This window comes from Sphingomonas endolithica, assembly GCF_025231525.1.
Lineage (GTDB): Bacteria > Pseudomonadota > Alphaproteobacteria > Sphingomonadales > Sphingomonadaceae > Sphingomonas > Sphingomonas endolithica.
In genome coordinates, this window is the sequence record NZ_CP103057.1 from 2,484,952 (window position 1) to 2,508,752 (window position 23,801).

Here is a 23,801-nt window from a genome sequence, read left to right on the forward strand (position 1 = left end):
TGGCACGGGCCATTGAACAGGATTCACCAATATGCGTGGCGCGGAGTTTGCCGAACTGATGGCCTTCATGGCGACCGCCGAGGAACGAAGCTTTCGCGGCGCCGCGCGGCGGCTGGGCATGTCACCGTCGGCGCTCAGCCACAGCATGCGCTCGCTCGAACAGCGCCTCGGCGCCCGTCTCCTCCACCGCACGACCCGCAGCGTCGCGCCGACCGAGGCGGGGCAAGCCTTGCTGGAGCGGCTCGGACCGCCGATCGCCGAGCTCGGCGACGCGGTGCGCGATGTCGGCGCCTTCCAGCAGCAGCCACGTGGGCTCGTGCGGATCAACATGCCGCGCATCGCGGCGCAACTGGTCGTGATGCCGAAACTGGCCGCTTTTCGGGTCGGCTATCCCGAGATCCGGCTGGAGCTTGTGATCGACGACGGCATGACCGACGTGATCGCCAAGGGATTCGATTTCGGGATTCGGTCGGGCGCGATCGTCCAGCAGGACATGATCTCGGTGCCCCTCACCCAGGACCTGCGCATGGCGGTGGTCGCGTCACCGACCTATTTCGCGGAGCGGTCGCTGCCGCGGACACCGGCCGAGCTCAACGGCCACGACTGCCTGACGTACCGCTGGTACGAGACCGGAGCTCTGCATCCCTGGCGCTTCGATGGCCCGGAGGGGCCGGTGGACGTGATCGTCGACAGCGTGATGACCGCCAACGACACCGACCTCCTGCTCGACGGCGCCTTGCGGGGTTGCGGCGTCGCACTGCTGGTCGAGAGCCTGGTCGAGACGTATATTGCGGACGGATCACTTCAGCGGGTGCTGGCGGACTGGTGCAAGCCGTTCCCCGGATTCCATCTCTACTATCCGAGCAGACGCCATATGCCTGCCGCCATGAGGACCTTCAAGGACTGGATGAGATTATCGTGACGCCCACGAAGCCGCAGATCTCGGGCAACATCGCAACATGGCTTATAAACGCAGGCTGCCAGAGTAGGCAGATGTCGATTGTTTCGACGGATAACGGTTGCTCGACACCGCGCATGCCCTTGCGCCAGAACAGGATCGGAACGCGGCGGTCGTAATCCAGAGGGCTGTCATGGGTGGCAAACCCGCCGTGAGAGTTGGCCGGGATGGCCGTGATCCTTGGCTTGAGGAAGACGCTAAGATCACCTGACAGAGCTGTCACATGCGAGGCCCGGCGCGTTCGAGCAAAGTCCAACTTTCCGGTACGCGTGTCGGCACCGCCGCATTGGCGATCTCGGTGGCGGAGAATCGCGACGGCGAGATCGATCCGCTTGACTTGAGGGTGTCCAAAGCATTCCCCGCGGGGCGCGCCCCGACAGCAGCCTCGCAAAGCAATAATGTTTTGAAAATGCTCGCGGGTCAGATGAGGTGTAATCCTTGTCGCACCCGCTCGTCTGCCCTACCGAGCAAACGTCGCGAAAAACGGCTTTTTTTGTATAGCGCCCGCGCTCTGCAAGCCGCCGCATATACGTCGTCCGCGCACCCGCGTTGGCGCCCAGCGTCTCCGAACAACCGCCGCATCCGGCGACACTGGAGCGCGTGAATGCGAGACACCATTGCTATCATCGGCGCCGGTCTTGCCGGCCTGACCCTTGCCCGCACCCTCTATCGCCACGGGGTCGAAACCACGATTTACGAGGCTGAACGCTCGCCTGTGGCCAGAACGCAAGGGGGCTTGCTCGACATAAACGAGCATTACGGCCAATCCGCTCTCGAGGCCGCCGGCCTGCACGACGCATTTCTGAGGCTCGTTCGACCGGGTGAGGATGCGAAGCGCATCGTGAACAAGGATGGGATCATCCTGTTCGACACGGCAGCGGACCATCTATCCAAGCGTCCGGAGGTCGATCGGGGTGAGCTTCGTGCCATGTTGATCGGCTCGCTCCCGGACAATGCGATCCGCTGGGATCACAAGGCCGTATCCCTGAAGCAGATCGGCGCTGGCCGCCACGAAGTCTGCTTTGCCAACGGTACACAGGCAACGGTGGACCTGCTCGTCGGTGCGGATGGCGCTTGGTCGAAGGTCCGCCCACTCCTTTCCCATGCCACACCGGAATATTCCGGCACCTGCTTCATCGAGATCGCGCTTGCTGCCAGCGACGCGCGTCGGGCCGGAAACATCGCGGTGATTGGAGCCGGCACCCTCATAGCAGCGGCACCGGGCAAAGGCATCATCGTTCACCGCAACGCGGATGGCAGCGTGGCCGGATACGTTGCTCTCAACGCGCCGGAGGCGTGGATGAGGGCGATCGATTGCACCGACGCGCGCGTAGCACTGGACTTCATCGCAGGGCAGTTTGCAGGCTGGGCGCCATACCTGACCAGCTTCATCACTGGCAGCATCGCCGATCCGACGATCCGCCCCATCTATGCGCTGCCCGTCGAGCACGAATGGCCACGGATGGCCGGCCTGACCCTGGTTGGCGATGCGGCCCACCTTATGTCGCCCTTCGCAGGCGAAGGGGCAAACCTTGCCATGTACGATGGTGCGGCACTCGCTCGGGCAATCCTGGACAACCCCGAAGACATGGAAACCGCCCTTTCGGCGTATGAAGACGCGCTGTTTCCGAGAAGCCGAGCAGTGGCGCGCAGGTCGGCGCAGAACCTGACGCTCTTCTTCGGAGAAACCTCCCCGCAGGCGCTGGTCGATCTGTTCGGCAGGCTTGCCGCACCTGACACATGACCTGCCGCCTCAACCGCGCCTATGCAACTCAGCCTCCCGCGAAGGCACGGCAAACCGGGAAAGCGGGCGCGATCCTGCTCGGGCTAGCGTAGGAGAGAGCGAACGCGCAGGTTACCAAGAGGTGGAAACGGTCGGAGCGGCGCGCTGCCGCCCCGCCGGCCAGATCAGCAGCTCTCCATCAAGGTACGAAGGCGCTCGTCCCGAACCTCGAATACGTTGAATACGCCAAGCACGTTCAGTGCCGACGTACGAACGCGTGCAATACGTCGGGCAAACAGCGCCGTCTTGTTCGGGAAATGCGGATAGATCGTGCCCTCCGCCAGCCCGAACGTCGGCTTGACATAGGAAGCAATCGCTTCCTATGTCTTGAGCGTGATTGATGAAGCATCTTCCGCCAAGGGTCCGATGGGGCGTCCCCGTGCCTTCGACGTTGATTGGGCGCTCGACCGCGCCATCTCCGTGTTCCGGGAGCGCGGCTATGGGGGCGCCTCGATCGATGCGCTCCAGGCGGCTACGGGGCTCACCACTGGCAGCATCTACAAGGCGTTCGGGAGCAAGCAGAAGTTCTTTGCAGCGGCCTACGCTCGCTACGTTGCAGGGAGGCGCGCGGTCATGGCCGGGCAGCTCGACAAGGCAATGACCGGACGCCAGCGCATCGCGGCGACGTTGCACTCCTATATTGACGCTGCATCCGGCGATCACGGACGGCGCGGCTGCCTGGTCGTGGCGAGCCTGATCGAAGCCTCGACGCTCGACGCGCCGCTGCGCGACACCGTCGCGACGACGCTGGCCGAAAATCGAGCGGGTCTTTTCGCCATGCTGGAGGACGGCAAGCAGGACGGATCGGTTCGTGCCGATGTGCCGGTGGAGCCGTGCGCCGACCTGCTGCTGAGCCTGCTCCAGGGACTGCGCGCCACGGGCAAGTTGCGCGACCCGGTCGATCGGGACGGCCTTGTCGAGCTCACACTCAAGATCCTCGATTGATTAGCCCGGAGACACCGCATGACCGATCCGACCCTCGCCGCCGACGAGCGGCTTGAGCATCGCTACGCGACGGTCGATGGCCTGCGCTTCCACTATGTGACAGCGGGGCAAGACGATGCCGAACCGCTGGTCCTGCTCGCAGGCTTTCCGGAAAGTTGGTATGCGTGGCGGCGGGTGATGCCGCTCCTCGCCAAACGCTTCCGCGTCATTGCGATCGACCTGCCCGGGCAGGGCGACACCGACAAGCCTATGGACGGGTACGACACAGGCTCGATTGCCCGGCGCGTTCACGGCCTGCTCGCGCGACTGGGCGTTTCACAATACGGCCTTGCCGCGCACGACATCGGCGCATGGGTGGCGCTGCCCTACGCGCTTACCTACCCCGACGAGGTGGTTCGGCTGGCGCTGCTGGATGCCGGCATTCCCGGCGTCACCCTGCCCGACCTCCTACCCGCCACGCCGGATCGCGGCTGGAAGACGTGGCACTTCGCCTTCCACACCGTTCCCGATCTGCCCGAAGCCCTGATCGCCGGTCGCGAGCGCATCTATCTCGACTGGTTCCTGCGCCGCAAGGTGGCCGATCCACGCAGCATCGGCGACGCCGACCTCGACGAATATCACCGCATCTTCACGCTTCCGGGCGCCCTTCGGGCAGGCCTGGCCTATTATCGCGACGTGAGCGTGTCAGCAGCGCAAAACCGGGCGCTTGTCCAAGACGGCAAGCTGACCATGCCGGTGCTTGCGATCAGCGCGGACCAGGGCTCCATTCCCGATATGGCAGCGCCACTGCGCGCCTACGCCGACGACGTGCGCGGCGCGATCGTCGCCGACAGCGGCCACTTCATCCCCGAGGAGCAACCCGAAGCGGTCGCAAACTTGCTCGCTGCCTTCTTTGCAGAGCAATCCTGATGTCTGCCGACGCTCATTTCCGCGGGCGGCGAGCGGCCATTACGGGGCAGCATTGGTCATGTTTTCACCTCTACTGCCGGCGTGGCAGGCGGCATTCGCCCACGGGGTCAAAGGGTTTGCTTTGCTCAATTCGGCGACAGGCGACCTCCCAAGCCGGCAGCCTGTTTGAACCATAACCCTTCAAAGTGAGCCAGCACATGCGCCTGATCGCGATCGAAGAGCACATCCTTCCCCACGCCGTACGCGACGCGTGGAACGCCGCTCCGCCCCCGCACGACCCCGTGTCCGCCATTGCCGATGGCGGGGAGAATGGGGCCCGTCTCGCTGATCTGGGCGCAGGTCGCCTGGCGCTGATGGACGAGCAGGGCGTGGACGTGCAGGTATTGTCGCTCACCACGCCCGGGCTCCACAACCTCGCCCCTGAACCCTCCGTCGAGATGGCATACCGCGTGAACGACCTGATCGCGGAGACCTGCGCGCGCCACCCGCACCGCTTTCAGGGCTTCGCCGCTTTGCCCACCCCGGCTGCGGACGCAGCGCCGCGGGAGCTGGAACGCGCCGTTCGTGAGCTTGGCCTGAAGGGAGCGCTGCTTTGCGGTCGGACGCGTGAGCGTCATCTCGACCATCCCGACATGCGCCCCATGCTGGCAAAAGCGGCGGAACTCGGCGTGCCGCTTTTCATCCACCCGCAAACCCCATTGGCTGCCGTACGGGAAGCCAATTACTCCGGGATCAGCGACAAGGCCGATCTGGCGCTCGCCGCCTTCGGCCTCGGATGGCATTACGAGGCTGGGCTGCAATGGGTTCGCTTGGCAGCGGCCGGCGTCTTCGATGAACTGCCGGATCTCCAGATCATTCTCGGCCATTGGGGCGAAGTGGTATTGTTCTACCTGGAGCGCGTCTCGGCCGTCTTCGAACGCGCGCTCGATCTTCGACGGCCGCTGGCGGACTATGCGCGCCAAAATCTGTATGTGACCGGCAGCGGCATGTGGAGCGAGGCATATCTGCTGCGCTGTCTGGAGATCGTCGGTCCCGAGCGCCTGCTGTTCTCCACCGACTTTCCGTACCAGTATCGCGAGGGCGGCGCGCCGCGGCGCTTTCTGGATGAAGTCCCGCTCGACGATGCTGCACGGACAGGGTTTGCGCATGGCAATTGGGATCGCCTGGCCGCGACACGCGCCTAGCGAATTACAGGCGCTCGGACCTGATCTGCAGATCGACCGGCCATACGAGCCGATCGCGCGATCGTCGCCCCGCAACCGATTTCGCTGAGCTCGTTCTACCGCACGATATGCCGACCATCGTGGCGTTCATGCCGCAGCAGCGGCTGAGCAGGCCGATCTTCATCTCGCTCAGGTCGGGGCGGGAGGGGCCCCGCTCACGGGCGCATGCCCACCAGCTTGATTTTGCTCGACGTGATGCGGCACGCCGTCTCTCCTAACCGGCCGGTAGCGTGCGTTCGTTGTCCGCGTCGTACACGCGCACGTCGCCTTGCAGGTGCGGTGCCCACCGCGATACGAAAGCCTCCGTTTCATCCGCACGCAGGTGCGCGGCGAGCGCTGCCTCGTCACGCCACCGCTCCGCCACCAGCAACCGCCCGGTCGCCGCGTCGAGCACGGCTGTGTCGTAGGACAGGTTGCCGCTACGCTTTCGCGTTACGGCCGCCAGGGCGCCCATCTCGGCGACGAAGCGCGCGAGGTCGGTAGGAGGCACGAAGAGGGTGCCGGTGACGATCAGCATCTCAGACGCCTTTCTATCGCCCTCACGGTCACGCGACCGTCAGGACGATCTTGCCTTGGATACCACCCTTCGCCGCTCGCGTGTGGGCGGCCGCCGCATCCGCGAGCGGGAAGCGACTGTCGATCACCACCCGGACCGTCCCCTCGTCGAGCAGGCGGCCCGCTTCAGCAAGCTGCGCGCCGTTCGAGCGGACCTGGGTGGACGATACGGTGATGCCACGCTCGCGCGCCGCGCCATGACCGGCGAAGCCGAGCGGGTTGACCAGGAACAGCCCACCGCCGGGTTTTAACATGCGCAACAACCGCTCCATGTTCGCGCCACCCACTGCGTCGACGACGAGGTCCGCATCGTGGATCACATCCTCGGCCGCCTCTTTGGTATAATCGACGAAGTGGTCGGCCCCGAGCTCGCGCATCAGCTTTTCGTTCCTGCTCGACGCAACGGCGACGACCTGCGCCCCTTGCCATTTGGCGAGTTGGACGAGCAGGTGGCCGACCCCACCGCCGGCGCCGTTCACCACCACCGTCTTGCCTTCGAGCGGCACGGGCTCGTGGCGGGACGGCTGGAACGGATTAGGCGCGTCGTGTCCTACCGCGATCAGGAACTGCCAGGCGGTCAGCAGCGACATGGGTGCCGCCGCGGCTTCGACGTGATGGATGCCCAAAGGTTTGTGGGCCAGCTCCGTGGCGGCCACCCTGACATATTCGGCATAGGCATCGCTGCCCTTCATCAGGTCCTCGGGAAAGCGGACCATAGAGAACACCTCGTCGCCGACCGCGAACCCCGTCACGCCGTCGGCCACCGCCTCGACGACGCCCGACACATCGGTGCCGATGATGATCGGGAACGCAGGGTGAGGCTGCCACTCCAGCGGCAGTGCCCGATAGCCGTCGCGCAGGTACAGGTCGGGCGGATTGATCCCCACCGCGTGAACGCGGACCAGCACCTCTCCCGGCCCGATCGCTGGGCGGGGCGCCTCCTCGTAGCGTAGCATCTCGGGGCCGCCGAACGCGTGCAGTCGCACGGCCTTCATCACTTCGGTCATCGCACTCTCCATCGTCTCACCAAGCATGCACAAGATATGAGGGCGCATCTGGGTTGATAATGCGCGCCGAAGTCGCTTCAGTGTTGCCATGAAGGAACAGATGGTACTGGAGCGGCTGACCGGCCTCATCGCCTTTGCGCGGGCGGGAACGTTGGGCAGCTACACCGCCGCGGGGCGGTCGCTGTCAATCTCGCCCTCCGCGATCAGCAAGAGCGTGCAGCGGCTCGAGAAACAGCTCGGCGTCCCGTTGTTCATGCGCACCACACGGTCGCTGACGCTTACCGCTGAGGGACGCGAACTCCACGGACGGGCGGTTCGGCTCCTGAGCGACGCGGACGAGATCGGGCAGGTCGCGGCTTCGGCGCGATCGGAACCGTCGGGCAGCTTGCGGATCGCGGCGTCGCTGCCGATCGGGGTGCATGTCATCGCGCCCGCACTGCCTGCGTTTCATCGGCAATACCCGAAGCTGTCGATCGATCTGCGGCTCAGCGATCGCTACGTCGATATGGTAGAAGAGGGCATCGACATTGCCGTCCGCATCGGCGACCTTGCAGACTCGCGGCTCCTCTCACGAACGCTCGCCCCGCTCCGCCTCTGCTGCTTTGCCTCCCCCGCCTATCTGGCGGAGCGTGGTACGCCGGCGCACCCGGATGACCTTGCCGCGCACGACACGGTGACTCTCCGGTACCAGAGCACCGGGCAGCCGTTGCAATGGCCATTCCGCATCGGCGGCAAGATCATCGAGATCGTTCCCCCTTCCACGCTGACGACGGACACCAGCGAGGCGCTTATCGCGATGCTCGCTGCCGGCGCCGGTATCGGCATGGGCGGGCCATTCGTCACCGCGCCTTACGTCGCCCGTGGCGAACTGGTCCCGGTGCTGGGCGGCTTCGCCATGGAGCGGAATAGCATCACTGCGTTATGGCCGGAAAGTCGGCGGACGAACCCTGCCGTGCGAGCCACCCTGGAGATGCTGCAGGAGACGTTTGCTCAACGCCTATGAAGCGTTCGCGAAACGGCAGCATCAGACGGAGCAGTGGGATCCGTAGCGTTCGACCCGGACATACAAGCCGACCCGCCGGCCCGCCCCGAAACCAGCCCGTCGTCAGCAACCATCCAACACGTCCCTGGCATCGGCCGCGGGGCGTCGTCCTTTCCGCGTTAAAGCGGAAACGACCGATCAGATCGGGTGGGACCCAACAGTTCAGTGCGCTGTCGCGATCGCGCGCGCCGCCTAGAACCCGATGTCGCCCGCAGCGAATTTCTGATCGCGCTCGGCAAGCTCGAGCTCGTCCGCTGGGCACATCATCGACATCCCCTCACTTGCCGCCCGCTCCTGCACTTCTTCGACAAAGGATCGCAGCCCATCCTCATAGTGCCGGAAGGCTGCGGCATGATCGGCGGAATGTTGCTCCAGCGCGGCCGCTAGACGCCCCGCCCCGATGATCGCCATGGAGCCGCCAAAGCCCGCGAGCGGCGAGACACAATAGCCTGCGTCGCCGACCAGCGTGGCGCGCCCGCGCGACCAGCTCGGCATCCTGATCTGGTTGATCCGGTCAAAGTAGAAGTCGTCGTCACCGGACGTGGCGGCGAGCATCGCCGGCACCTTCCAGCCGAGCTTGTCGAACCGTTCGTGGATCAGGCGGCGCTGCTGCGCTCGGTCGCGATAATCATAGTCGATCTCCCCCTCTGTCCGAAAACCAAACCCGATGTCGGTCCGGTCGTCATAGCCATTCAGCATCGCCATCCGACCGGGGGGGCTGAAGACCTCGGATACGTTTGCAGACAACAGCCCCGTCTGTGCCACCACCTTCAAGAAGAAGTAGCCACCCATGAAGTAGGTGAATTGCTCGCCGTCGCCAAAGAGCAGCTTGCGCGTGTTCGACCGGTTGCCGTCGCACCCGAAGACCAAGGCAAAATCCCGTCGCTCGCCATCGTTGAAGGTGGCCGACACGGCGTCCGCCCCCTCCTCCAGGCGATCGATCGACCGGCCGAACAACAGCTCGACGTCGCTTGCCACCCCGCCGAACAGGATGTCCAAAAGATCGTCGCGGTGGATCTCGTACCGTTCGTTTCCTGGCTGATCGTCGCCCACCGTCCCCAAGGTCATGCCGGCCTCGTTCTTGAACTCGAAGCGGCGCGGCGGCAGTGCCTTGGCGCGCACCGCGTCGGCGAGACCCATGCGGGCCAGAATGTCGATCGTCTCGCCTTCGATATCGACCGGGGTTCCTCCCCGCCGAAGCCCCTTCGCCACCTCGACGACGGTGACGCGATAGCCAAGCCGGTTCAACCAATATGCAGACGCGAGACCAGCGAAACTGGCGCCGCTGACGAGCACGGCTTGATTGCGGGCTTCGATCGGCGCCGGCTTGATGGTTGACGAAGTCATGGAAAAGGTCCCCAAAGTGGATGAACCCCATACATGTACTGGGTATATATAAGTACGCAAGCCATGAAGGATCGAATTCTGGATCGAAGAACCCGCAAGCGCCTGGCGACACGCCAGGCAATTTCCGACGTTGCCACGCGCCTGTTCATGGAGCGCGGCTTCGACCAGGTGACGATCGACGAGATCGCGGAAGCAGCCGACGTCGGACGCATGACGGTGTTCAACCATTTCCCGCGCAAGGAGGACATGTTCTTCGACCGCGAACAGGAGGGGCATGATCTGGCGTTCGACGCCATCCGATCGCGCGCACCCAGCACATCGCCGATCCAGGCACTGGGGGCGCTTGCGCACCAGATGGTCGAACAGCGCCTGAAGGCTTTCCCGCTGTTCACGGACACGCGAAGGTTCGTCGAGACGGCGCAGGCCAGCGAGGCGTTGAAAGCTCGGGCGCGGCAGATGCGCGACGACTTCGTGCGCGCGTTGGCCGGCGTGTTGGCAGAGGGGGTGGGCCGCTCCGCTGATGATCCCGAGGCCGCCCTTGCAGCGGCACTGATCGCCGCGACATGGAGTATCGCGTTTACGCGGGCGCACACCGAACTGAGTGACACCGGCAACGTCGAGGCGGCAAAAGACATCTTCTTGCGCCTGATCGACCGGGGGGTTGTGGGTACGCATGCTGCATTGGAAGGAACGCCGTTACTAGAGGTCGTTTGACCCAAAATCCGGAAGATCAGCGCGAGCTTGTTACCTCCGCTTAGCCGCTGAGCCGCCCCTTCCTTAGTTATCGAACCTGTTGCCAAGTGCTGATCGCCTACTATGGTAGCGCTCTCAAAAAGAAGAAGTATCAGAGAGGATTGTCGATGCCCTTAGCTCGTAAGGCCCTGTTTGCAGCCGTGCTTATGGCTTCGGCGGTGCCGGTATCGGCCCAGACGGCGCTGCGTCTCGACCGTGCCGACTATTTCGAAGCACCGGGCGTCAATTGGCTCGTGTTCTCGAACGTCAACGAAGGCCTTTTTGCCGATGCCAAGATCAGCGGCGTCGAGTTGATTCAACAGGGCGTGCGCACGGCCACCAACGGCGATGTCCGCCTGGCCGCCACTCCGGGGCAATGGGATCCCGCGGCCGCCTTCGTCAGCCGCCGCGTGGACAAGGCCGCCGGCGTGATCGAAGCGATCATGAAATATCCCGACTTCCAGTACACCGTACGTGCGGAGCGGCGCGGCGGAACGGTGGTGCTGTCCGTGATTCTGGATCAGCCGCTCCCCGCGGCGCAGGTCGGCAAAGCCGGGCTCAACCTAGAGTTCGTGCCCTCCGCCTATTTCCACCACAGCTACACCGTCGATAGCAAACCTGCCCTTTTTCCGCGCTATCCCGCCGATGCGATGGTGCTTACGCCGGAGCGCAATCTCGCAAGCGGTCGCAGCGACGGCCCCGGCGCCGAGCCGCTTCCCTTCGCCACCGGTCGCAGCCTGTTGCTCTCGCCCGAGGATCCGTCGCGGCGCGTCGGCATCTCGACGCGCGAGGGCAGCCTTTCGCTGTTCGACGGGCGCAATCAGGCGCAAAATGGCTGGTTCGTGGTGCGCCAATTGCTGCCGGCGGGGCGCACCGGCCGTGTGCTCGAATGGACTCTCGACGCGAACAGCGTGCCCGGCTGGCTCAGGCCGCCGGTCATCGGCCACTCTCAGATCGGCTACACGCCCGCCAGCGCGAAAGTCGCCACCATCGAACTGGACCGCGATGATCGCCGCACGCTGCAGCCGCGCCTGCTCAAGCTCGACAGCACGGGCCGGTTCGCACCGGTCGGCACCACTCCGGCACGCGCGTGGGGCAACTACCTACGCTACCGCTACGTGCAGCTGGACTTCAGTAAGGTGACGACCCCCGGCACCTACGCCATCGAATATGGCGTTACGCGCACCGCGCCTTTCCCGATCGACGCCGGCGTTCTGCAGAACGTCTGGAACCTGACCAACGACGTCTATTTCCCAATCGCGATGGACCATGTCGTGGCGAACGAGGCGTACCGCGTGTGGCATGGCGATCCCCATCGCGACGATGCCCGCCAAGCGCCGCTGAACCATGAACATATCGACCTGTACCGTCAGGGCCCGACCACCGACACGCCGTTCAAGCCCGGCGAGCATATTCCCGGGCTGGCGGTCGGCGGTTGGCTCGATGCCGGCGATTTCGATATCCGCACCCAGACCCAATATCAGGTCGTGCGTCAGCTTGTTGACGCATGGGAAACCTTCGGCATCGACCGCGATACTGTGTCGGTCGATTGGCGGGCGCGGCAGGTCGAGATGCATGTACCCGACGGCACGCCCGACATCCTGCAGCAGATCCGCCACGGCAGCATGCAGTTGCTCGCGCAATACGAAGCGGTCGGCCATGCCATCCACGGCATCGTCGAGCCTGATGTCGGCCAGTACACGCACCTCGGCGACGCGGCGAGCAAGACCGACGGGCTGGTCTACGACTCGAAGCTGAAGCCGTATGAGCGCTCCTACGACAAGCAGGGCGAGCGCAGCGGGACGCCCGACGACCGCTGGGCTTTCACCAGCAAGGCCTCTGCGCTCGATTACGGCTCGGCCGCCGCGCTCGCCGCCACCTATCGCGCCTGGAAGGATCGCGATCCCTCCTTCGCCAAGCACTGCCTGGAATTAGCGCAATCGATCTGGACGGACGAGCACAGCCACGCGCCGGATCTGTTCAAGCATGGCAACACGACAGGCGGCCCCATAGAGGTCGAGGAGTTCACGGCCGCGGTGGAGTTGCTCGCCTCCACGCGCGACCAACAATATGCCGACCGGGTTCAGGCCCTCACCCCAACAATGCTGCGTAGCTTCGCCTCCACCGCGACCACGACGGCACAGGCCATCCCGTACATGCCGGCCAGCTACCGCGCCGCACTCGAGCCCGCCGTGCGCGCGTGGGCGACTAAGGCGCAAGCAGCCTTAAAGGAAAACCCCTTCGGGGTGCCGATCACGACCGGCGGCTGGGCAGGCAGCGGCGCGGTGCTGAACTTCGGACTTACCGGGTACGCGCTCAACCGGGCCTTTCCCGACTTGGTCGACGTGGCACCGGTCATGCGGGCGCTCGACTTCCTGCACGGGCACCACCCAGCTTCGGACCGCTCCTTTGTGTCCGGCGTGGGTGCCGTGTCCAAGGAAGTGGCCTATGGCAGCAACCGCGCAGATTTCTCCTTCATCCCCGGCGGAGTCGTGCCGGGCGTCCTGCTCCTCAAGCCCGACTATCCCGAGAACCGCGACGATTGGCCGTTCTTCTGGGGCGAGAACGAATATGTCGTTCCTGAGGGTGCCATGTACATCGCGCTTGCCAACGCCGGAGCACGGCTAGCGCGTGATCTCGCCAAATAGATCGCCTGCCGAGGAAGACGCCTGGATAACGGGGATTAGCGACTTCCGCTTCTGCCGTCTGCATCGCCTCGTCAAACCATCCTGCGCCCGCCCCACAGCTTGACCGACCGAAGCGGCATCGACGACAAGGCGGTCATGGTGGGCCGCAAGAGATCTGGACCGAAGCCCAAGGCAACCACCCCCGCGCCCGAGGTGGCCGCCTGGAAACGGTGGCTAGGCGCTGTCTTTATCGTGGTGTGCGGCTGCGGGTCCGCCAGTTGGGCGTCCATGACCTCCTAGCCTGGATGTCCGCGCTTCGTGCACGCGAAGGCACGATCGAAGTGGCAAGCGCGCTTCTCGGGTTTGCGCCGTTAGGCTTAGGCATCGCTGCGTTTGGCGCACTGCTGATTATCCCGGCGGCGGGCGGGTGGCGCGAGGCCGTAGCGTGGGCTACCTTTGTCGCGGCGCTTGTACTGTCGATTGCCGGTATACTACTCGGGACGGTCGGCAGCTTCGGCGTGACGGCGGTGATGCGTCATCATGGCTACCATGTCTGCCACGTGTGGCGGGGCACACGCATGTCAGTTACCACATGGACGGCGCGCGGCCGCGCCTGCGCCAACAAGGATGATGATGGCTGAGCATTATAACGCTCCACTCCAAACGGCATCCGAGCGACGCGCCGGCCTACCGCGAAACTCAGGTTCAAAAGGCCGTATCAGCACCGACACCGAGCCTTACGGTCGATCTCTTCGCGATCACTACGGCCGTATTTAGCAACAGAAAAGAGGCTGTGGATCGGCCGTCGCGGCGACGATTGAGGCCCGCCCCTCTGCCGTACCCGTCGCTACTGCGCTAACGCGCGACGATGGCAAAGAAGAAGCGTTTCCTGACCGCGACAATGACCGACGGCTACGTGAAGACGATCGGCCCAACCGCCGCGGCGTTCACCCATTACTGGCGCATCGTTGCGCATCTACACAACGGCAAAACCGAGGTGTTCTGGGGCCACGCCACCTCTGCGAAGGAGGCCGCGGGCAAGGAGGCGCTGACAGAACAGACGGCGCGGCGGCACGGGTGGAAGCATTTCGATTTCGAGGTCGTCGAGCTCACCGAACACTGACGCCTTTCACTCTGCGTGAATGGTGATCGCTGCTTCTTGAAGCCGGCCGCCTGTGCAGACACCCGTAAAGCAGGAGCGCTCCAGCGCCCCCTCTCAGCCAGCACCGGCAGCGCTATCGGTAAGGCAAAGGACGGCTCGCGCGATCTCGGCGCCCTCCTGAGACTCCATGACCCGCACGACGACACCTCCGCCGGTGGCGGCATGATCCATCGGAACACCCGCCCAGCCGAGGTCCGCGCAAATCCTCGATCGGACCGCGGCATCGTTTTCACCTATCCCGCCTGTGAAGACGATCATTTCCGCACCGTCGAGCGAGACCATCATTGCGGCTATCTGCTTTGCAACCGACCGACAAAAAACCGCGATCGCCAGCGCCGCATCGGCGTTCGTCGCGGCGGCGGCATGCAGCTTGCGCAGGTCGCCCGACACCCCGGAGATACCGAGCAGCCCCGAGCGACGATCAACCATATCCTCGATATCGGCCGCATCCATACCCCGCTCGCGCATGAGATAGAGCAGCAGGCCGGGATCGAGATCCCCTGCGCGCGATGCCATGACGATGCCGCCCGAGGGCGTCAGGCCCATGGTCGTGTCGGCAGACATGCCGTTCCGGACGGCGGTGACGCTGGCCCCACTGCCGAGGTGGGCGATGATAAGCCGCTCCGGCAAGTCCTGACCTAGCTGGTGGACGATCGATTGGCAGGACAGGCCATGGAATCCGTAACGCCGCACGCCATCCGCCCGGAACTCCTTCGGGATCGGGAGTATCGCGGCCACCTCCTCCAAACGCTGATGGAAGCCCGTGTCGAAGCAGGCGACCTGCGGCACGTCCGGATAGTGCGCCTGTGCCGCCCTTATCAGCGACAACGCGGCCGGGCCGTGCAGCGGCGCGAATGCCGTCGCTCGCTCCAGTTGCGCCATGACGGCCGGGTCGATTTCGACGGGGTGGAACAGCTCCGGCCCGCCATGCACGATCCGGTGTCCGATCGCCACGGGCCGCGCTCCGGCCAGCGCCGCATCGATCCGGTCGAACATGTCGCCGGGCTGCGCACCATCGACTTCCCCCGACATGCATTCCTCGACCCCCTTCGGTCCGGCCGCATAGAAGCCGAACTTGAGCGAGGAAGATCCTTCGTTGAGCGTAAGGACGCCAGTTCGGCCAGTGCTCACCGCCGCCATTGCCACGCACGAATTTCGGGCAGGTCGTCGCCCTCTTCATAGACGTGCAGCTTGTGCCGCTCGATGAGCGCCCAATAGCGCGCCGTCTCGTCCGGTACACGATCACGCAGCCGAGGAATCCGCTCGATCGCGTCGAGCGCCAGGCGGTAGCGGTCGAGATCGTTGAGCACGACCATGTCGAACGGCGTCGTCGTCGTACCCTCGTCCTTATAGCCGCGGACATGGATATTGTGGTGGTTGGTCCGGCGATAGGTGAGCTTGTGGATCAGCGCGGGATAGCCGTGAAACGCGAATATCACCGGTTTGTCAGTGGTGAACAGCGTATCGAAGGCGCGCTCGTCGAGGCCATGCGGATGCTCCGACTGTGGCTGCAGCACCATCAGGTCGACCACGTTGACCACGCGGATGCGAATGTCGGGCACATAGTCGCGCAGCAGCATCACCGCCGCCATCGTCTCCAGCGTCGGTACGTCGCCTGCACAGGCCATGACCACGTCCGGTTCGCCTTCATCGCTGGCCCATGCCAGATCCCGGCGCCGGCGGTGCAGTGGCGCACGGCATCATCGATGCTCAGCCAATTCGCCTCGGGCTGCTTGCCGGCAACGATCACGTTCACGTAATTGCGGCTGCGCAGGCAGTGATCCGCCACCGACAACAGGCAGTTGGCGTCGGGCGGCAGGTAGATCCGCACCACATCGGCCTTCTTGCTCGCGACATGGTCCAGGAAGCCGGGATCCTGGTGCGACAGGCCATTATGGTCCTGCCGCCAGACATGCGAGGTCAGCAGGTAATTGAGCGAGGCGATCGGCTTGCGCCACGGGATGGTGCGCGTGACCTTCAGCCATTTGGCATGCTGGTTGACCATCGAATCGACGATGTGCACGAACGCTTCGTAGCACGAGAACAGCCCGTGCCGGCCGGTGAGCAGATAGCCTTCCAGCCAGCCTTGGCAGAGATGCTCGCTTAGCACCTCCATCACGCGCCCATCGCGGCTGAGATCGGTGTCGCTCGCATCGGTCTCGGCCATCCATGCCTTGCCCGTCACTTCGTACACAGCCTGCAAGCGGTTCGACGCGGTCTCGTCGGGCCCGAACAGTCGGAAGTTCGCGGAATCGGCGTTGAGGGCAATGACATCGCGCAAATAGCCGCCCAACGCCGCAGTCGCCGCTGCCTTCACCGCGCCCGGCCCCGACTGGGCGATCGCGTATGCCCGGAAATCCGGCAGCGACAGCGGCTTCATCAATTCCCCGCCATTGGCATGCGGGTTCGATCCCATGCGCCGATGCCCCGTCGGCGCGAGGGACGCATAGTCTTCGCGGAACTTGCCCGCTTCGTCGAACACCTCCTCGGGACGGTAGCTTCGCATCCACGCCTCGAGCTGTCGCAGATGCTCCGGATCCTTGAAGTCCGCGATGGGCACCTGGTGCGCACGCCACGTGCCCTCGACGGGCTGACCATCGACGACCTTCGGCCCGGTCCAGCCCTTGGGTGTCTTCAGCACGATCATCGGCCAGCGCGGACGTACGGCGCCCGCATCAGCCGTACGCGCGGCGGACTGTATCGCGGTGATGCGGTCGAGCACGGTATCGAGCGTGGCCGCCAGCAGCTGATGCACGTCGGCATGATCGTCGCCCGCAACGAAGTGCGGCTCATAGCCATAGCCGTGCATCAGGTCGATCAACTCGTCCTGACCGATCCGCGCCAATACGGTCGGGTTGGCAATCTTGAAGCCGTTGAGGTGCAGGATCGGCAGCACCGCGCCGTCGCGCGCGGGGTTCAGGAATTTGTTACTGTGCCAGCTCGTCGCCAATGCGCCGGTTTCGGCTTCGCCGTCGCCGATCACGCAGGCGGCGATCAGATCGGGATTGTCGAACACCGCACCAAAGGCATGAGCAAGCGAATAGCCGAGCTCCCCGCCCTCATGGATCGACCCGGGCGTTTCCGGGGCGACATGGCTCGGGATGCCGCCGGGCCAGGAGAATTGCCGGAACAGACGGTCCATCCCGCCGCGGCTCCGCTCGATCGCCGGATAGCGCTCGGTGTAGGAGCCCTCGAGATAGGTGTTGGCGACCAGCCCCGGCCCACCATGCCCCGGGCCGATAATCGCGATCATGTCGAGCTCGCGTTCGACGATGACCCGATTGAGGTGGACGTAGAGCATGTTCAGCCCCGGTGTCGTTCCCCAATGCCCGAGTAGCCGGGTCTTCACATGCTCGATCGCAAGCGGTTCTTCGAGCAGCGGATTGCTCCGCAGATAGATTTGTCCGACCGACAAGTAGTTGGCGGCTCGCCAGTATCCATCCATTCGACGGAGCATGTCGTCGGACAGCGGGCCTGCCTTTGCCGTCGCGGAACCCGACATGGCGGGAGCGTCGGCCGGGCTTAGTGCACCGTTCGTCATAGCGATTGTCCTCCGCGCGGGTTTCGCACGACGACAGCTTAGCAGAATTGTGGATCGCATGTGAGGTTCTCATGTGATCCCCACCCTCGACGCCGCGGCTATGGCTGATTTTGGTCTGGACATAGATAGACGAGGGTCGAGTATTACGTTCGGCCCGTGTTTTCGACCGCGTTACGCAAGCTCTTCCAAGTGCATACGTTCAACCTCCTGACGCGGCTGTCCATTTAGTTGTCCGTTCACCGGCATCGCCAACCATAGATCCAGACGGCGACTTGACCCCGTCCATTGTGCCTTGCGGCGGGGGCTGCTGCCACGGGCCGTGGCGACGCTGTCATCGATCCCAAGGGACCACCGGCAATGGATTGTGGCCAGTTCGTCAAGGCTTTGGCGAAACAGAAGCTGTTTCGGGAACGGGCAATCATCATGCAGCTGTAGAGTCGACTGTTCGTTCGCGCGCGCAGGTTATGTGCCTGCTGCCGATCATCATCCTTGCCGCTGCTCGGACGGTTAGTCGCGGTTTTCGCCTTTAGCGGAAGCGGGGATCAGAAGATAGCAAACGCCGGGGATCGAGAGCTCTGTTCCCGTTGGCGAAAGGCAACCGTCGCCATCGATCACCAGCGTAGAAACCGTCTGCCCCTTCTCGTTCGCCACGAGCATCAGGGCTTGGTCCTCGAGGAGCAGGAAGAAGCGCGGGAACGCGCCGCCAGCGCGGGCATGTTGCAATAGCGTTGGGATGGCATCGTCGCCGATCGCGAACACCGCGATGCTGTCGTGCCCGCGGTTCGAGACGTAAAGGCGGGTGCCGGCTTGGTTGATCGCTACGTGTGCGACGATCGTGTCGCCCTGCCAATCGGCCGGCAGCGTCGACATGATCAGCGGATTGTGGAACTTGCCGTCAGCATGATCCAGCACCGTGAGCGTGCTGGCAAGTTCGCTCGCTAGATAGACTTTGCCGGTCAGATGGGGGTGGAGCAGCAGATGCCGCGGGCCCGAGCCTGGCGGCGCCTGATAGGACCGCTGTGCTGCGCGAAGGTCGCCCGCGCCGTCGATGGCGAAAGCGAGGATCTCGTCCGTTCCAAGATCTGCCTGATAGAGCCAGCGCCCGTCGGCGCTAAATCCGACCCAATGCGCATGGGGCCGGTCCTGCCGCTGCGCATCAGGGCCGGAACCATGATTGGCGTGCACACGCGCTCGCTCCCGCGGCAATCCATCGTGCATATCCAAGCGAAAGAGCGACACGCTGCCGCTGGCATAATTGGCGACGGCCAGAAGGGTTTCGGCAGGGTTCAGCGCGATATGGCACGGCGCAGCTCCTTGGGTCGGGATCGTTGCCAACATTTCCCAGCGCCCGCCGCGATGGCGATAGGCTCCGACGCTGCCTGCGTTTTCGTCGACGAGATAATGGATGTCATGACGGGCGGAGTATACGCTGAACGAGGCGTTTGCGGCATGAGGATAGACGCTCCCGAGAGCCAGGTCCCCATCAGCGCGCTGACGCAGCGCGTACATCCCGCCTCCTCCGCCGCTATCGTACGTGCCAGCAGCAACTAAGAAATTCGATTGCGGATCCATCTGTCTTACTGACACTGGCTTAGACGTACCGACAAGCGAATATGAGCCAGTTGCGGCCGTTCTCGCCCAGATCTCGGCGCCCGACTTCGGCCACTCATCCATGTCGGCTGCACGGCATTCAGAGCGCGGGTCCATGCGCGCTCACAGTTCGATCCCTGCGCCGGCCAGCACGCCGTCGATCCGCTCATCCACCCGCATTGCCAACAACGGGCCTACGGGTTCATGGCCATAGCAGGATAGCTCGAGGTACTGATGTCCGATCGCCTGAAAGTCTTGCTCCAGTACATACTGCCCAAGCAGCGCCTGACCACCTTTGCCGGTCGGATCGCCGGTGCGCAGGGAGGCGCGATAACGACGCGGCTGATCCGTTGGTTTGTTGGCCAATACGCAGTCGACATGAGCGAAGCCGCAGATCCGGACATGGGCAGCTACAAGAGCTTCAACGACTTCTTCACCCGTCCCCTCAAAGCCGGCTTGCGCCCGATGGCAGCCGCCGATTTCGTCTGCCCGGTCGACGGCGCGATCAGCCAGTTCGGCGCGATCGATGACCATCATCTGCTACAAGCAAAGGGGCATCGATTCACCACAACGGATCTGGTCGGCGGCGACTACGCACTGGCCGCCCAGTTTCGCCACGGCAGCTTCGCCAACCTGTATCTGTCCCCCAAGGATTATCACCGACTGCACATGCCCTGCGACGGCAAGCTCACGCGCATGATCTACGTGCCGGGGAAGCTGTTCTCGGTGAACCCGGTCACAGCACGCGGCGTGCCGAACCTCTTTGCCCGCAACGAGCGAGTGGTTTGCGTCTTTGACACAGCGGAACATGGCCCTTTCGTGATGGTGCTGGTCGGCGCGACCATCGTCGGGAGCATGGCGACCGTATGGCACGGTGTGGTCAACGCGAAGCGCACCAGCAGAACGACCGAATGGAGCTATGCCGAACAGGACATCGTGTTGAAGAAAGGCGAAGAGATGGGCCGCTTCCTTCTCGGCTCGACGATCGTGATGTTGTTCAGGCAGGGAGCCATCGCCTTCAACCAAGACTGGACGCCCGAGCGAAAAGTGCGCCTGGGCGAATTGATGGGCAATCGAGCGGTGTGAGCTGTTCGTGCACTCAACCTGGTGACGCGACGACCGAAAGCTAAAATCAAGCCGGCGACCGATGCTTTCCCAAAAGCTGACGTCTGTTCACGATCATCAGATCGGTGATGGCAGTGCAAAGCGCGAAGCACGTCACGGCGATGCTACCGTTGCGGAGCGCCCTAGACCCACTCCTGGCACCCGGCCGCTCCCCCTGTGCCGTTCAGCACCTCGATTTCTTTTCACGGATGTCACACTTCAGGCGGCCACCTCGTCAAGCGTGGACTGAACCGCGGTGCCATTGCCGCCAGGGAGAACGTCCATGAAGATCGTAGCCATCGGCGGCACAGGCCTTGTCGGAAGCCAGGTCGTAGCTCGCTTATCGCGCGCAGGACACGAAGCCATCGCCGCATCACCCGCGAACGGGGTGAATACTATAACCGGCGAAGGATTGGCGCGTGTTCTCAACAACGCCGCTGTCGTCATCGATGTCGCTAATTCCCCTTCGTTCGAGGATGCCGCAGCGATGGAGTTCTTCGAGACGTCGGGCAGCAACCTGCTGGCGGCAGAACAGGCTGCTGGCGTGCGTCACCACATCGCCTTGTCGGTGGTCGGCACGCAACGCCTGCAAAGCTCCGGCTATTTCCGCGCCAAACTCGCGCAGGAGGGCCTGATCATGCGATCCCATATTCCCTACACCATCGTGCGCGCGACGCAGTTCTTCGAGTTTGTCGGTGGCATTGCCGACTTCTCGACGCGCGATCACGTGGTCCACCTGACGACTGCGGCTATGCAACCGATGGCCTCAGCGGACGTGGCCGAGGCTCTGGCGGACACCGCGCTGGACGCGCCGCTTAACGGCATCACGGAAATCGCCGGGCCCGAATGTGCGCCGCTCGACGAGTTCGTCGCGACGTGGCTGGGACATGTAGACGACGGTCGAAAGATCGTCGTGGAAGACGACGCACCGTATTTTGGCATGTCGATCGACGACGACTCGCTGACTCCGGGACCTGGAGCGAGGATCATGCCGATCCGCTTCGATCAGTGGTTGGCGACATCGGTCGCGCGGCCGCATACCCATTCCTGAGCATCTATATGCTCGCGGTGAGCAAGCAAGGGCCGCCAGCGACGAGCCTGATCGAGAGACACAGCATGACGCACGTCGAGCAACGGCTAGCGGATTTCGAGGCGCAACGCCCCCGACTGCAACGCCTTGCCTATCGTATGCTCGGCTCGGTGTCGGAGGCGGAGGACATCGTCCAGGATGCCTGGCTACGCTGGTCGCAGGTCGAAGGCGGTATCGATACCCCGGCCGCCTTCCTCACGCGTGTCGTGACCAGGCTGTGCCTCGACCAGATGAAGTCAGCGCGCGCCCGGCGAGAGACCTATGTCGGAGCCTGGATCCCGGAGCCGCTCATCGGTTCGTCCGACCCGCAGGAAGATATTGCCGACGATGTGACACTTACGCTGATGTTGGCACTGGAACGCTTATCCCCGCTGGAACGTGCTGCCTTCCTGCTCCACGACGTGTTCGGTATCGCCCTGAGGGACATCGCGGCGACCCTTGGGCGAGACACGGCCGCCGTCCGCCAATTGGCGGTGCGTGCGCGCCGGCACATTCAGGAGAAGCAACCACGCTTCCGAGTCGACCAAGCCGAGGCGGACAGGATTGCACGCGCGTTTTTCGTCGCTTCGCGTGACGGCGACGCGGTGGCGCTAGCTTCCATGCTGGCGGAAGACGTGACGTTCCATGCCGATGGCGGCGGCAGGGTCACCGCCTTCCCCAACGTCATCCACGGCATGGACCGCGTACTCCGGTTGTTCGTGGGCGTTGCGCGCAAGGCGCATCTCAGACCGACACTGCTGCGAGCGGTCACGATCGACGGCTTGCCGGGGCTTGTCAGCATTGATCGCGGGCAGTTGCTTCAGACGACGGCCTTGGAAATTCGCGATGGGAAGATCTCGGCGATCTACATCGTGCGCAATCCCGACAAGCTGCGACATGTCGCCAGTATGTTGGAAGCTGAGGAATTATCTGCGCACGATAATCACTGAGGATCGCCCTGTACCCAGAAATACTCTTGGCGCCGGATGATAATTGGAATTTCACATGTCACATCCGACGATGCTCTCTCGTCAAGTTCATGACGACAATCCGAACGTCATGGAGAACCATAATGACACCACGTATGACAAATCAATTCACACTTGCACCGGCTGCCATGAAAACGCTCTTCGCGTTGGAGGCGACGTTCAAGGATAGCGGCCTCGAGTTCGAGCTGCTGGAATTGGTGAAGCTTCGCGCATCACAAATCAACGGCTGCGCCTATTGCCTGCATATGCATGCGACCGATGCCCGCGCGCACGGCGTGGACGAATTCCGAATCTATCTGCTGAACGGCTGGCGTGAATCTTCGCTGTACAGCGAGCGCGAGCGCGCGGCGCTTGCGTGGACCGAGGCGCTCACCCTGGTCGCCGAAACCGGCGCGCCCGATGCCGACTACGCCCTGATCGAGCAAGCGTTCAGCGAGCCGGAGCGTGTCAACCTCACCCTCACCATCGGTGCCATCAACCTGTGGAACCGGCTACAGATCGGCTTCCGCGCCGCTCATCCGAAGGGGGCTTCCTATGTTGCAGGTTGACACGGGCGGTCGCCGGTCGTCGCTGTGGACCAGGCTGGCCCTCGTGGCCGGCAAGGTCACCGAACTGCAAACCCGCCCCCTTGCCGGCCTACCCGGCAAGGAGGGGACGATGATCCTCGTCGAATATGCACCCGGCGACATTGACCCGATCCACCGCCACGATGCATCCGTGTTCCTGTACGTGCTCGAAGGCACGATCATCATGCAGGTCGAGGGCGGCAAGCTTGTCACCCTCCATCCGGGCCAGACCTACTTCGAGGGACGCGACGACGTTCATATCGTGGGTCGCAATGGCAGCCGGACCAAGACGGCAAAGTTCGTTGCGGTGCTCGTCAAGAACGAGGGCGCCCCGATCGTGACGCCCGTGAAGTAGCTTGCGTCGCGGAAAGGGGCTCCAGCCCGCTTCGAGAATGAAATACCCGCCTTTCACTTCGTCCGGACGGTCATTGTGACTGCGGACGAGGTGGGGCGGGTTCAATCGACTGGGCGTGAACTGCCGCCAGCACATCTAGGTCGGAGTTACCGGCACAGATCACCTATCCGACGAGCGTCTTCGAAGATGAGGCGCAGCGAGCCGAAGCGTTCGAGCGTATACGGCTGCTGATCAAGCGCGTGGACCTGACGCCCATAACCGAGAACTAGCGATCAATCTGCCCGAAGGATTCGAGTC

Annotated in this window: 23 protein-coding genes; 15 read left to right on the top strand and 8 right to left on the bottom strand. The window is 63.8% G+C overall.

From position 1 onward, the window contains the following. Nucleotides 1-67 precede the first annotated feature (67 nt). From NV382_RS11680 to NV382_RS11705, 5 genes are all read left to right on the top strand, one after another. Nucleotides 68-922, top strand: a complete 855-nt coding sequence (locus tag NV382_RS11680; RefSeq protein WP_260596923.1) for a LysR family transcriptional regulator — start codon at nucleotides 68-70, stop codon at nucleotides 920-922. A gap of 640 nt (nucleotides 923-1,562) precedes the next feature. After that, nucleotides 1,563-2,702 (top strand): FAD-dependent oxidoreductase, encoded by a 1,140-nt coding sequence (locus NV382_RS11690; RefSeq protein ID WP_260596924.1) that lies wholly within the window; start codon nucleotides 1,563-1,565, stop codon nucleotides 2,700-2,702. 405 nt (nucleotides 2,703-3,107) lie between these two features. Then, a complete protein-coding gene (locus NV382_RS11695) occupies nucleotides 3,108-3,686 on the top strand; it encodes a TetR/AcrR family transcriptional regulator (protein ID WP_260596925.1) in 579 nt (192 codons plus the stop codon). 18 nt (nucleotides 3,687-3,704) lie between these two features. Continuing rightward, nucleotides 3,705-4,595, top strand: a complete 891-nt coding sequence (locus NV382_RS11700; RefSeq protein WP_260596926.1) for an alpha/beta fold hydrolase — start codon at nucleotides 3,705-3,707, stop codon at nucleotides 4,593-4,595. Nucleotides 4,596-4,792: 197 nt separating this feature from the next. After that, on the top strand, nucleotides 4,793-5,779 hold the full coding sequence (locus tag NV382_RS11705) for an amidohydrolase family protein (RefSeq protein ID WP_260596927.1): 987 nt from the start codon (nucleotides 4,793-4,795) through the stop codon (nucleotides 5,777-5,779). 253 nt (nucleotides 5,780-6,032) lie between these two features. Here NV382_RS11705 and NV382_RS11710 read toward each other — a convergent pair whose 3' ends face one another. Then, nucleotides 6,033-6,335, bottom strand: a complete 303-nt coding sequence (locus NV382_RS11710; protein WP_260596928.1) for a putative quinol monooxygenase — start codon at nucleotides 6,333-6,335, stop codon at nucleotides 6,033-6,035. Nucleotides 6,336-6,363: 28 nt separating this feature from the next. After that, nucleotides 6,364-7,380, bottom strand: coding sequence for an NADP-dependent oxidoreductase (locus NV382_RS11715; protein WP_260596929.1), 1,017 nt, complete (start codon nucleotides 7,378-7,380; stop codon nucleotides 6,364-6,366). Nucleotides 7,381-7,468: 88 nt separating this feature from the next. Between NV382_RS11715 and NV382_RS11720 the strand changes: the two genes are divergently transcribed. Continuing rightward, entirely contained in the window at nucleotides 7,469-8,383 is a 915-nt protein-coding gene (locus tag NV382_RS11720; RefSeq protein WP_260596930.1) for a LysR family transcriptional regulator, read from the top strand. Between the two features lie 231 nt (nucleotides 8,384-8,614). Here the strand turns inward: NV382_RS11720 and NV382_RS11725 are convergent, their stop codons facing one another. Then, nucleotides 8,615-10,045: an FAD-dependent monooxygenase gene (locus NV382_RS11725; protein ID WP_260596931.1), complete on the bottom strand. Its 1,431-nt coding sequence runs from the start codon at nucleotides 10,043-10,045 to the stop codon at nucleotides 8,615-8,617. Here NV382_RS11725 and NV382_RS11730 point away from each other — a divergent pair. The 4 genes from NV382_RS11730 to NV382_RS11745 all read left to right on the top strand — a co-directional run bounded on the left by NV382_RS11730 (nucleotide 9,938) and on the right by NV382_RS11745 (nucleotide 14,251). Beyond that, nucleotides 9,938-10,483, top strand: coding sequence for a TetR/AcrR family transcriptional regulator (locus NV382_RS11730; RefSeq protein ID WP_418066687.1), 546 nt, complete (start codon nucleotides 9,938-9,940; stop codon nucleotides 10,481-10,483). The two genes, NV382_RS11725 and NV382_RS11730, sit on opposite strands and share 108 nt — an antisense overlap. A 146-nt stretch (nucleotides 10,484-10,629) precedes the next feature. Beyond that, on the top strand, nucleotides 10,630-13,149 hold the full coding sequence (locus tag NV382_RS11735; RefSeq protein WP_260596933.1) for a glycoside hydrolase family 9 protein: 2,520 nt from the start codon (nucleotides 10,630-10,632) through the stop codon (nucleotides 13,147-13,149). Between the two features lie 284 nt (nucleotides 13,150-13,433). After that, nucleotides 13,434-13,769: a hypothetical protein gene (locus NV382_RS11740; protein WP_260596934.1), complete on the top strand. Its 336-nt coding sequence runs from the start codon at nucleotides 13,434-13,436 to the stop codon at nucleotides 13,767-13,769. A gap of 227 nt (nucleotides 13,770-13,996) precedes the next feature. After that, nucleotides 13,997-14,251 (top strand): hypothetical protein, encoded by a 255-nt coding sequence (locus NV382_RS11745; protein WP_260596935.1) that lies wholly within the window; start codon nucleotides 13,997-13,999, stop codon nucleotides 14,249-14,251. 93 nt (nucleotides 14,252-14,344) lie between these two features. On the opposite strand, the gene NV382_RS11750 is transcribed toward NV382_RS11745, so the two are convergent. From NV382_RS11750 to NV382_RS11770, 5 genes are all read right to left on the bottom strand, one after another. Next, nucleotides 14,345-15,286 carry an acetate/propionate family kinase gene (locus NV382_RS11750; protein ID WP_260596936.1) on the bottom strand — a complete coding sequence of 314 codons (942 nt, stop codon included), beginning with the start codon at nucleotides 15,284-15,286 and terminating at the stop codon, nucleotides 14,345-14,347. Between the two features lie 131 nt (nucleotides 15,287-15,417). Next, nucleotides 15,418-15,918, bottom strand: a complete 501-nt coding sequence (locus tag NV382_RS11755; RefSeq protein WP_260596937.1) for a phosphoketolase family protein — start codon at nucleotides 15,916-15,918, stop codon at nucleotides 15,418-15,420. Then, on the bottom strand, nucleotides 15,870-17,831 hold the full coding sequence (locus NV382_RS11760; RefSeq protein WP_260596938.1) for a phosphoketolase family protein: 1,962 nt from the start codon (nucleotides 17,829-17,831) through the stop codon (nucleotides 15,870-15,872). Before NV382_RS11760 ends, NV382_RS11755 begins: the two co-directional genes overlap by 49 nt. 507 nt (nucleotides 17,832-18,338) lie before the next feature. After that, complete coding sequence (locus NV382_RS11765) at nucleotides 18,339-19,340, bottom strand: lactonase family protein (RefSeq protein WP_260596939.1); 1,002 nt, start codon at nucleotides 19,338-19,340, stop codon at nucleotides 18,339-18,341. Nucleotides 19,341-19,544: 204 nt separating this feature from the next. Beyond that, nucleotides 19,545-19,787: a hypothetical protein gene (locus tag NV382_RS11770; protein WP_260596940.1), complete on the bottom strand. Its 243-nt coding sequence runs from the start codon at nucleotides 19,785-19,787 to the stop codon at nucleotides 19,545-19,547. A gap of 12 nt (nucleotides 19,788-19,799) precedes the next feature. On the opposite strand from NV382_RS11770, the gene asd reads away from it, so the two are divergent. From asd to NV382_RS11795, 5 genes are all read left to right on the top strand, one after another. Beyond that, a complete protein-coding gene (asd, locus tag NV382_RS11775; RefSeq protein ID WP_260596941.1) occupies nucleotides 19,800-20,507 on the top strand; it encodes an archaetidylserine decarboxylase in 708 nt (235 codons plus the stop codon). A 301-nt stretch (nucleotides 20,508-20,808) separates the two neighbouring features. After that, nucleotides 20,809-21,576 (top strand): SDR family oxidoreductase, encoded by a 768-nt coding sequence (locus NV382_RS11780; protein ID WP_260596942.1) that lies wholly within the window; start codon nucleotides 20,809-20,811, stop codon nucleotides 21,574-21,576. Nucleotides 21,577-21,713: 137 nt separating this feature from the next. Next, a complete protein-coding gene (locus NV382_RS11785; protein ID WP_260596943.1) occupies nucleotides 21,714-22,544 on the top strand; it encodes a sigma-70 family RNA polymerase sigma factor in 831 nt (276 codons plus the stop codon). 134 nt (nucleotides 22,545-22,678) lie between these two features. Further along, a complete protein-coding gene (locus NV382_RS11790; RefSeq protein WP_312026738.1) occupies nucleotides 22,679-23,131 on the top strand; it encodes a carboxymuconolactone decarboxylase family protein in 453 nt (150 codons plus the stop codon). Beyond that, nucleotides 23,118-23,504 carry a cupin domain-containing protein gene (locus tag NV382_RS11795; protein ID WP_260596945.1) on the top strand — a complete coding sequence of 129 codons (387 nt, stop codon included), beginning with the start codon at nucleotides 23,118-23,120 and terminating at the stop codon, nucleotides 23,502-23,504. Before NV382_RS11790 ends, NV382_RS11795 begins: the two co-directional genes overlap by 14 nt. Nucleotides 23,505-23,801 lie beyond the last annotated feature (297 nt).

Excerpts from the sequence above, each read along its gene's own strand:
- NV382_RS11680 (WP_260596923.1), top strand. The coding sequence starts at position 68 with ATGGCGACCGCCGAGGAACGAAGCTTTCGCGGCGCCGCGCGGCGGCTG.
- NV382_RS11690 (WP_260596924.1), top strand. The coding sequence starts at position 1,563 with ATGCGAGACACCATTGCTATCATCGGCGCCGGTCTTGCCGGCCTGACC.
- NV382_RS11695 (WP_260596925.1), top strand. The coding sequence starts at position 3,108 with ATGGGGCGTCCCCGTGCCTTCGACGTTGATTGGGCGCTCGACCGCGCC.
- NV382_RS11700 (WP_260596926.1), top strand. The coding sequence starts at position 3,705 with ATGACCGATCCGACCCTCGCCGCCGACGAGCGGCTTGAGCATCGCTAC.
- NV382_RS11705 (WP_260596927.1), top strand. The coding sequence starts at position 4,793 with ATGCGCCTGATCGCGATCGAAGAGCACATCCTTCCCCACGCCGTACGC.
- NV382_RS11710 (WP_260596928.1), bottom strand. The coding sequence starts at position 6,335 with ATGCTGATCGTCACCGGCACCCTCTTCGTGCCTCCTACCGACCTCGCG.
- NV382_RS11715 (WP_260596929.1), bottom strand. The coding sequence starts at position 7,380 with ATGACCGAAGTGATGAAGGCCGTGCGACTGCACGCGTTCGGCGGCCCC.
- NV382_RS11720 (WP_260596930.1), top strand. The coding sequence starts at position 7,469 with ATGAAGGAACAGATGGTACTGGAGCGGCTGACCGGCCTCATCGCCTTT.
- NV382_RS11725 (WP_260596931.1), bottom strand. The coding sequence starts at position 10,045 with ATGCCCCTCCTGTTCGCGGTCGAAGAACATGTCCTCCTTGCGCGGGAA.
- NV382_RS11735 (WP_260596933.1), top strand. The coding sequence starts at position 10,630 with ATGCCCTTAGCTCGTAAGGCCCTGTTTGCAGCCGTGCTTATGGCTTCG.
- NV382_RS11740 (WP_260596934.1), top strand. The coding sequence starts at position 13,434 with ATGTCCGCGCTTCGTGCACGCGAAGGCACGATCGAAGTGGCAAGCGCG.
- NV382_RS11745 (WP_260596935.1), top strand. The coding sequence starts at position 13,997 with ATGGCAAAGAAGAAGCGTTTCCTGACCGCGACAATGACCGACGGCTAC.
- NV382_RS11750 (WP_260596936.1), bottom strand. The coding sequence starts at position 15,286 with ATGTTCGACCGGATCGATGCGGCGCTGGCCGGAGCGCGGCCCGTGGCG.
- NV382_RS11755 (WP_260596937.1), bottom strand. The coding sequence starts at position 15,918 with ATGGCCTGTGCAGGCGACGTACCGACGCTGGAGACGATGGCGGCGGTG.
- NV382_RS11760 (WP_260596938.1), bottom strand. The coding sequence starts at position 17,831 with ATGACGAACGGTGCACTAAGCCCGGCCGACGCTCCCGCCATGTCGGGT.
- NV382_RS11765 (WP_260596939.1), bottom strand. The coding sequence starts at position 19,340 with ATGTACGCGCTGCGTCAGCGCGCTGATGGGGACCTGGCTCTCGGGAGC.
- asd (WP_260596941.1), top strand. The coding sequence starts at position 19,800 with ATGAGCGAAGCCGCAGATCCGGACATGGGCAGCTACAAGAGCTTCAAC.
- NV382_RS11780 (WP_260596942.1), top strand. The coding sequence starts at position 20,809 with ATGAAGATCGTAGCCATCGGCGGCACAGGCCTTGTCGGAAGCCAGGTC.
- NV382_RS11785 (WP_260596943.1), top strand. The coding sequence starts at position 21,714 with ATGCTCGGCTCGGTGTCGGAGGCGGAGGACATCGTCCAGGATGCCTGG.
- NV382_RS11790 (WP_312026738.1), top strand. The coding sequence starts at position 22,679 with ATGACAAATCAATTCACACTTGCACCGGCTGCCATGAAAACGCTCTTC.
- NV382_RS11795 (WP_260596945.1), top strand. The coding sequence starts at position 23,118 with ATGTTGCAGGTTGACACGGGCGGTCGCCGGTCGTCGCTGTGGACCAGG.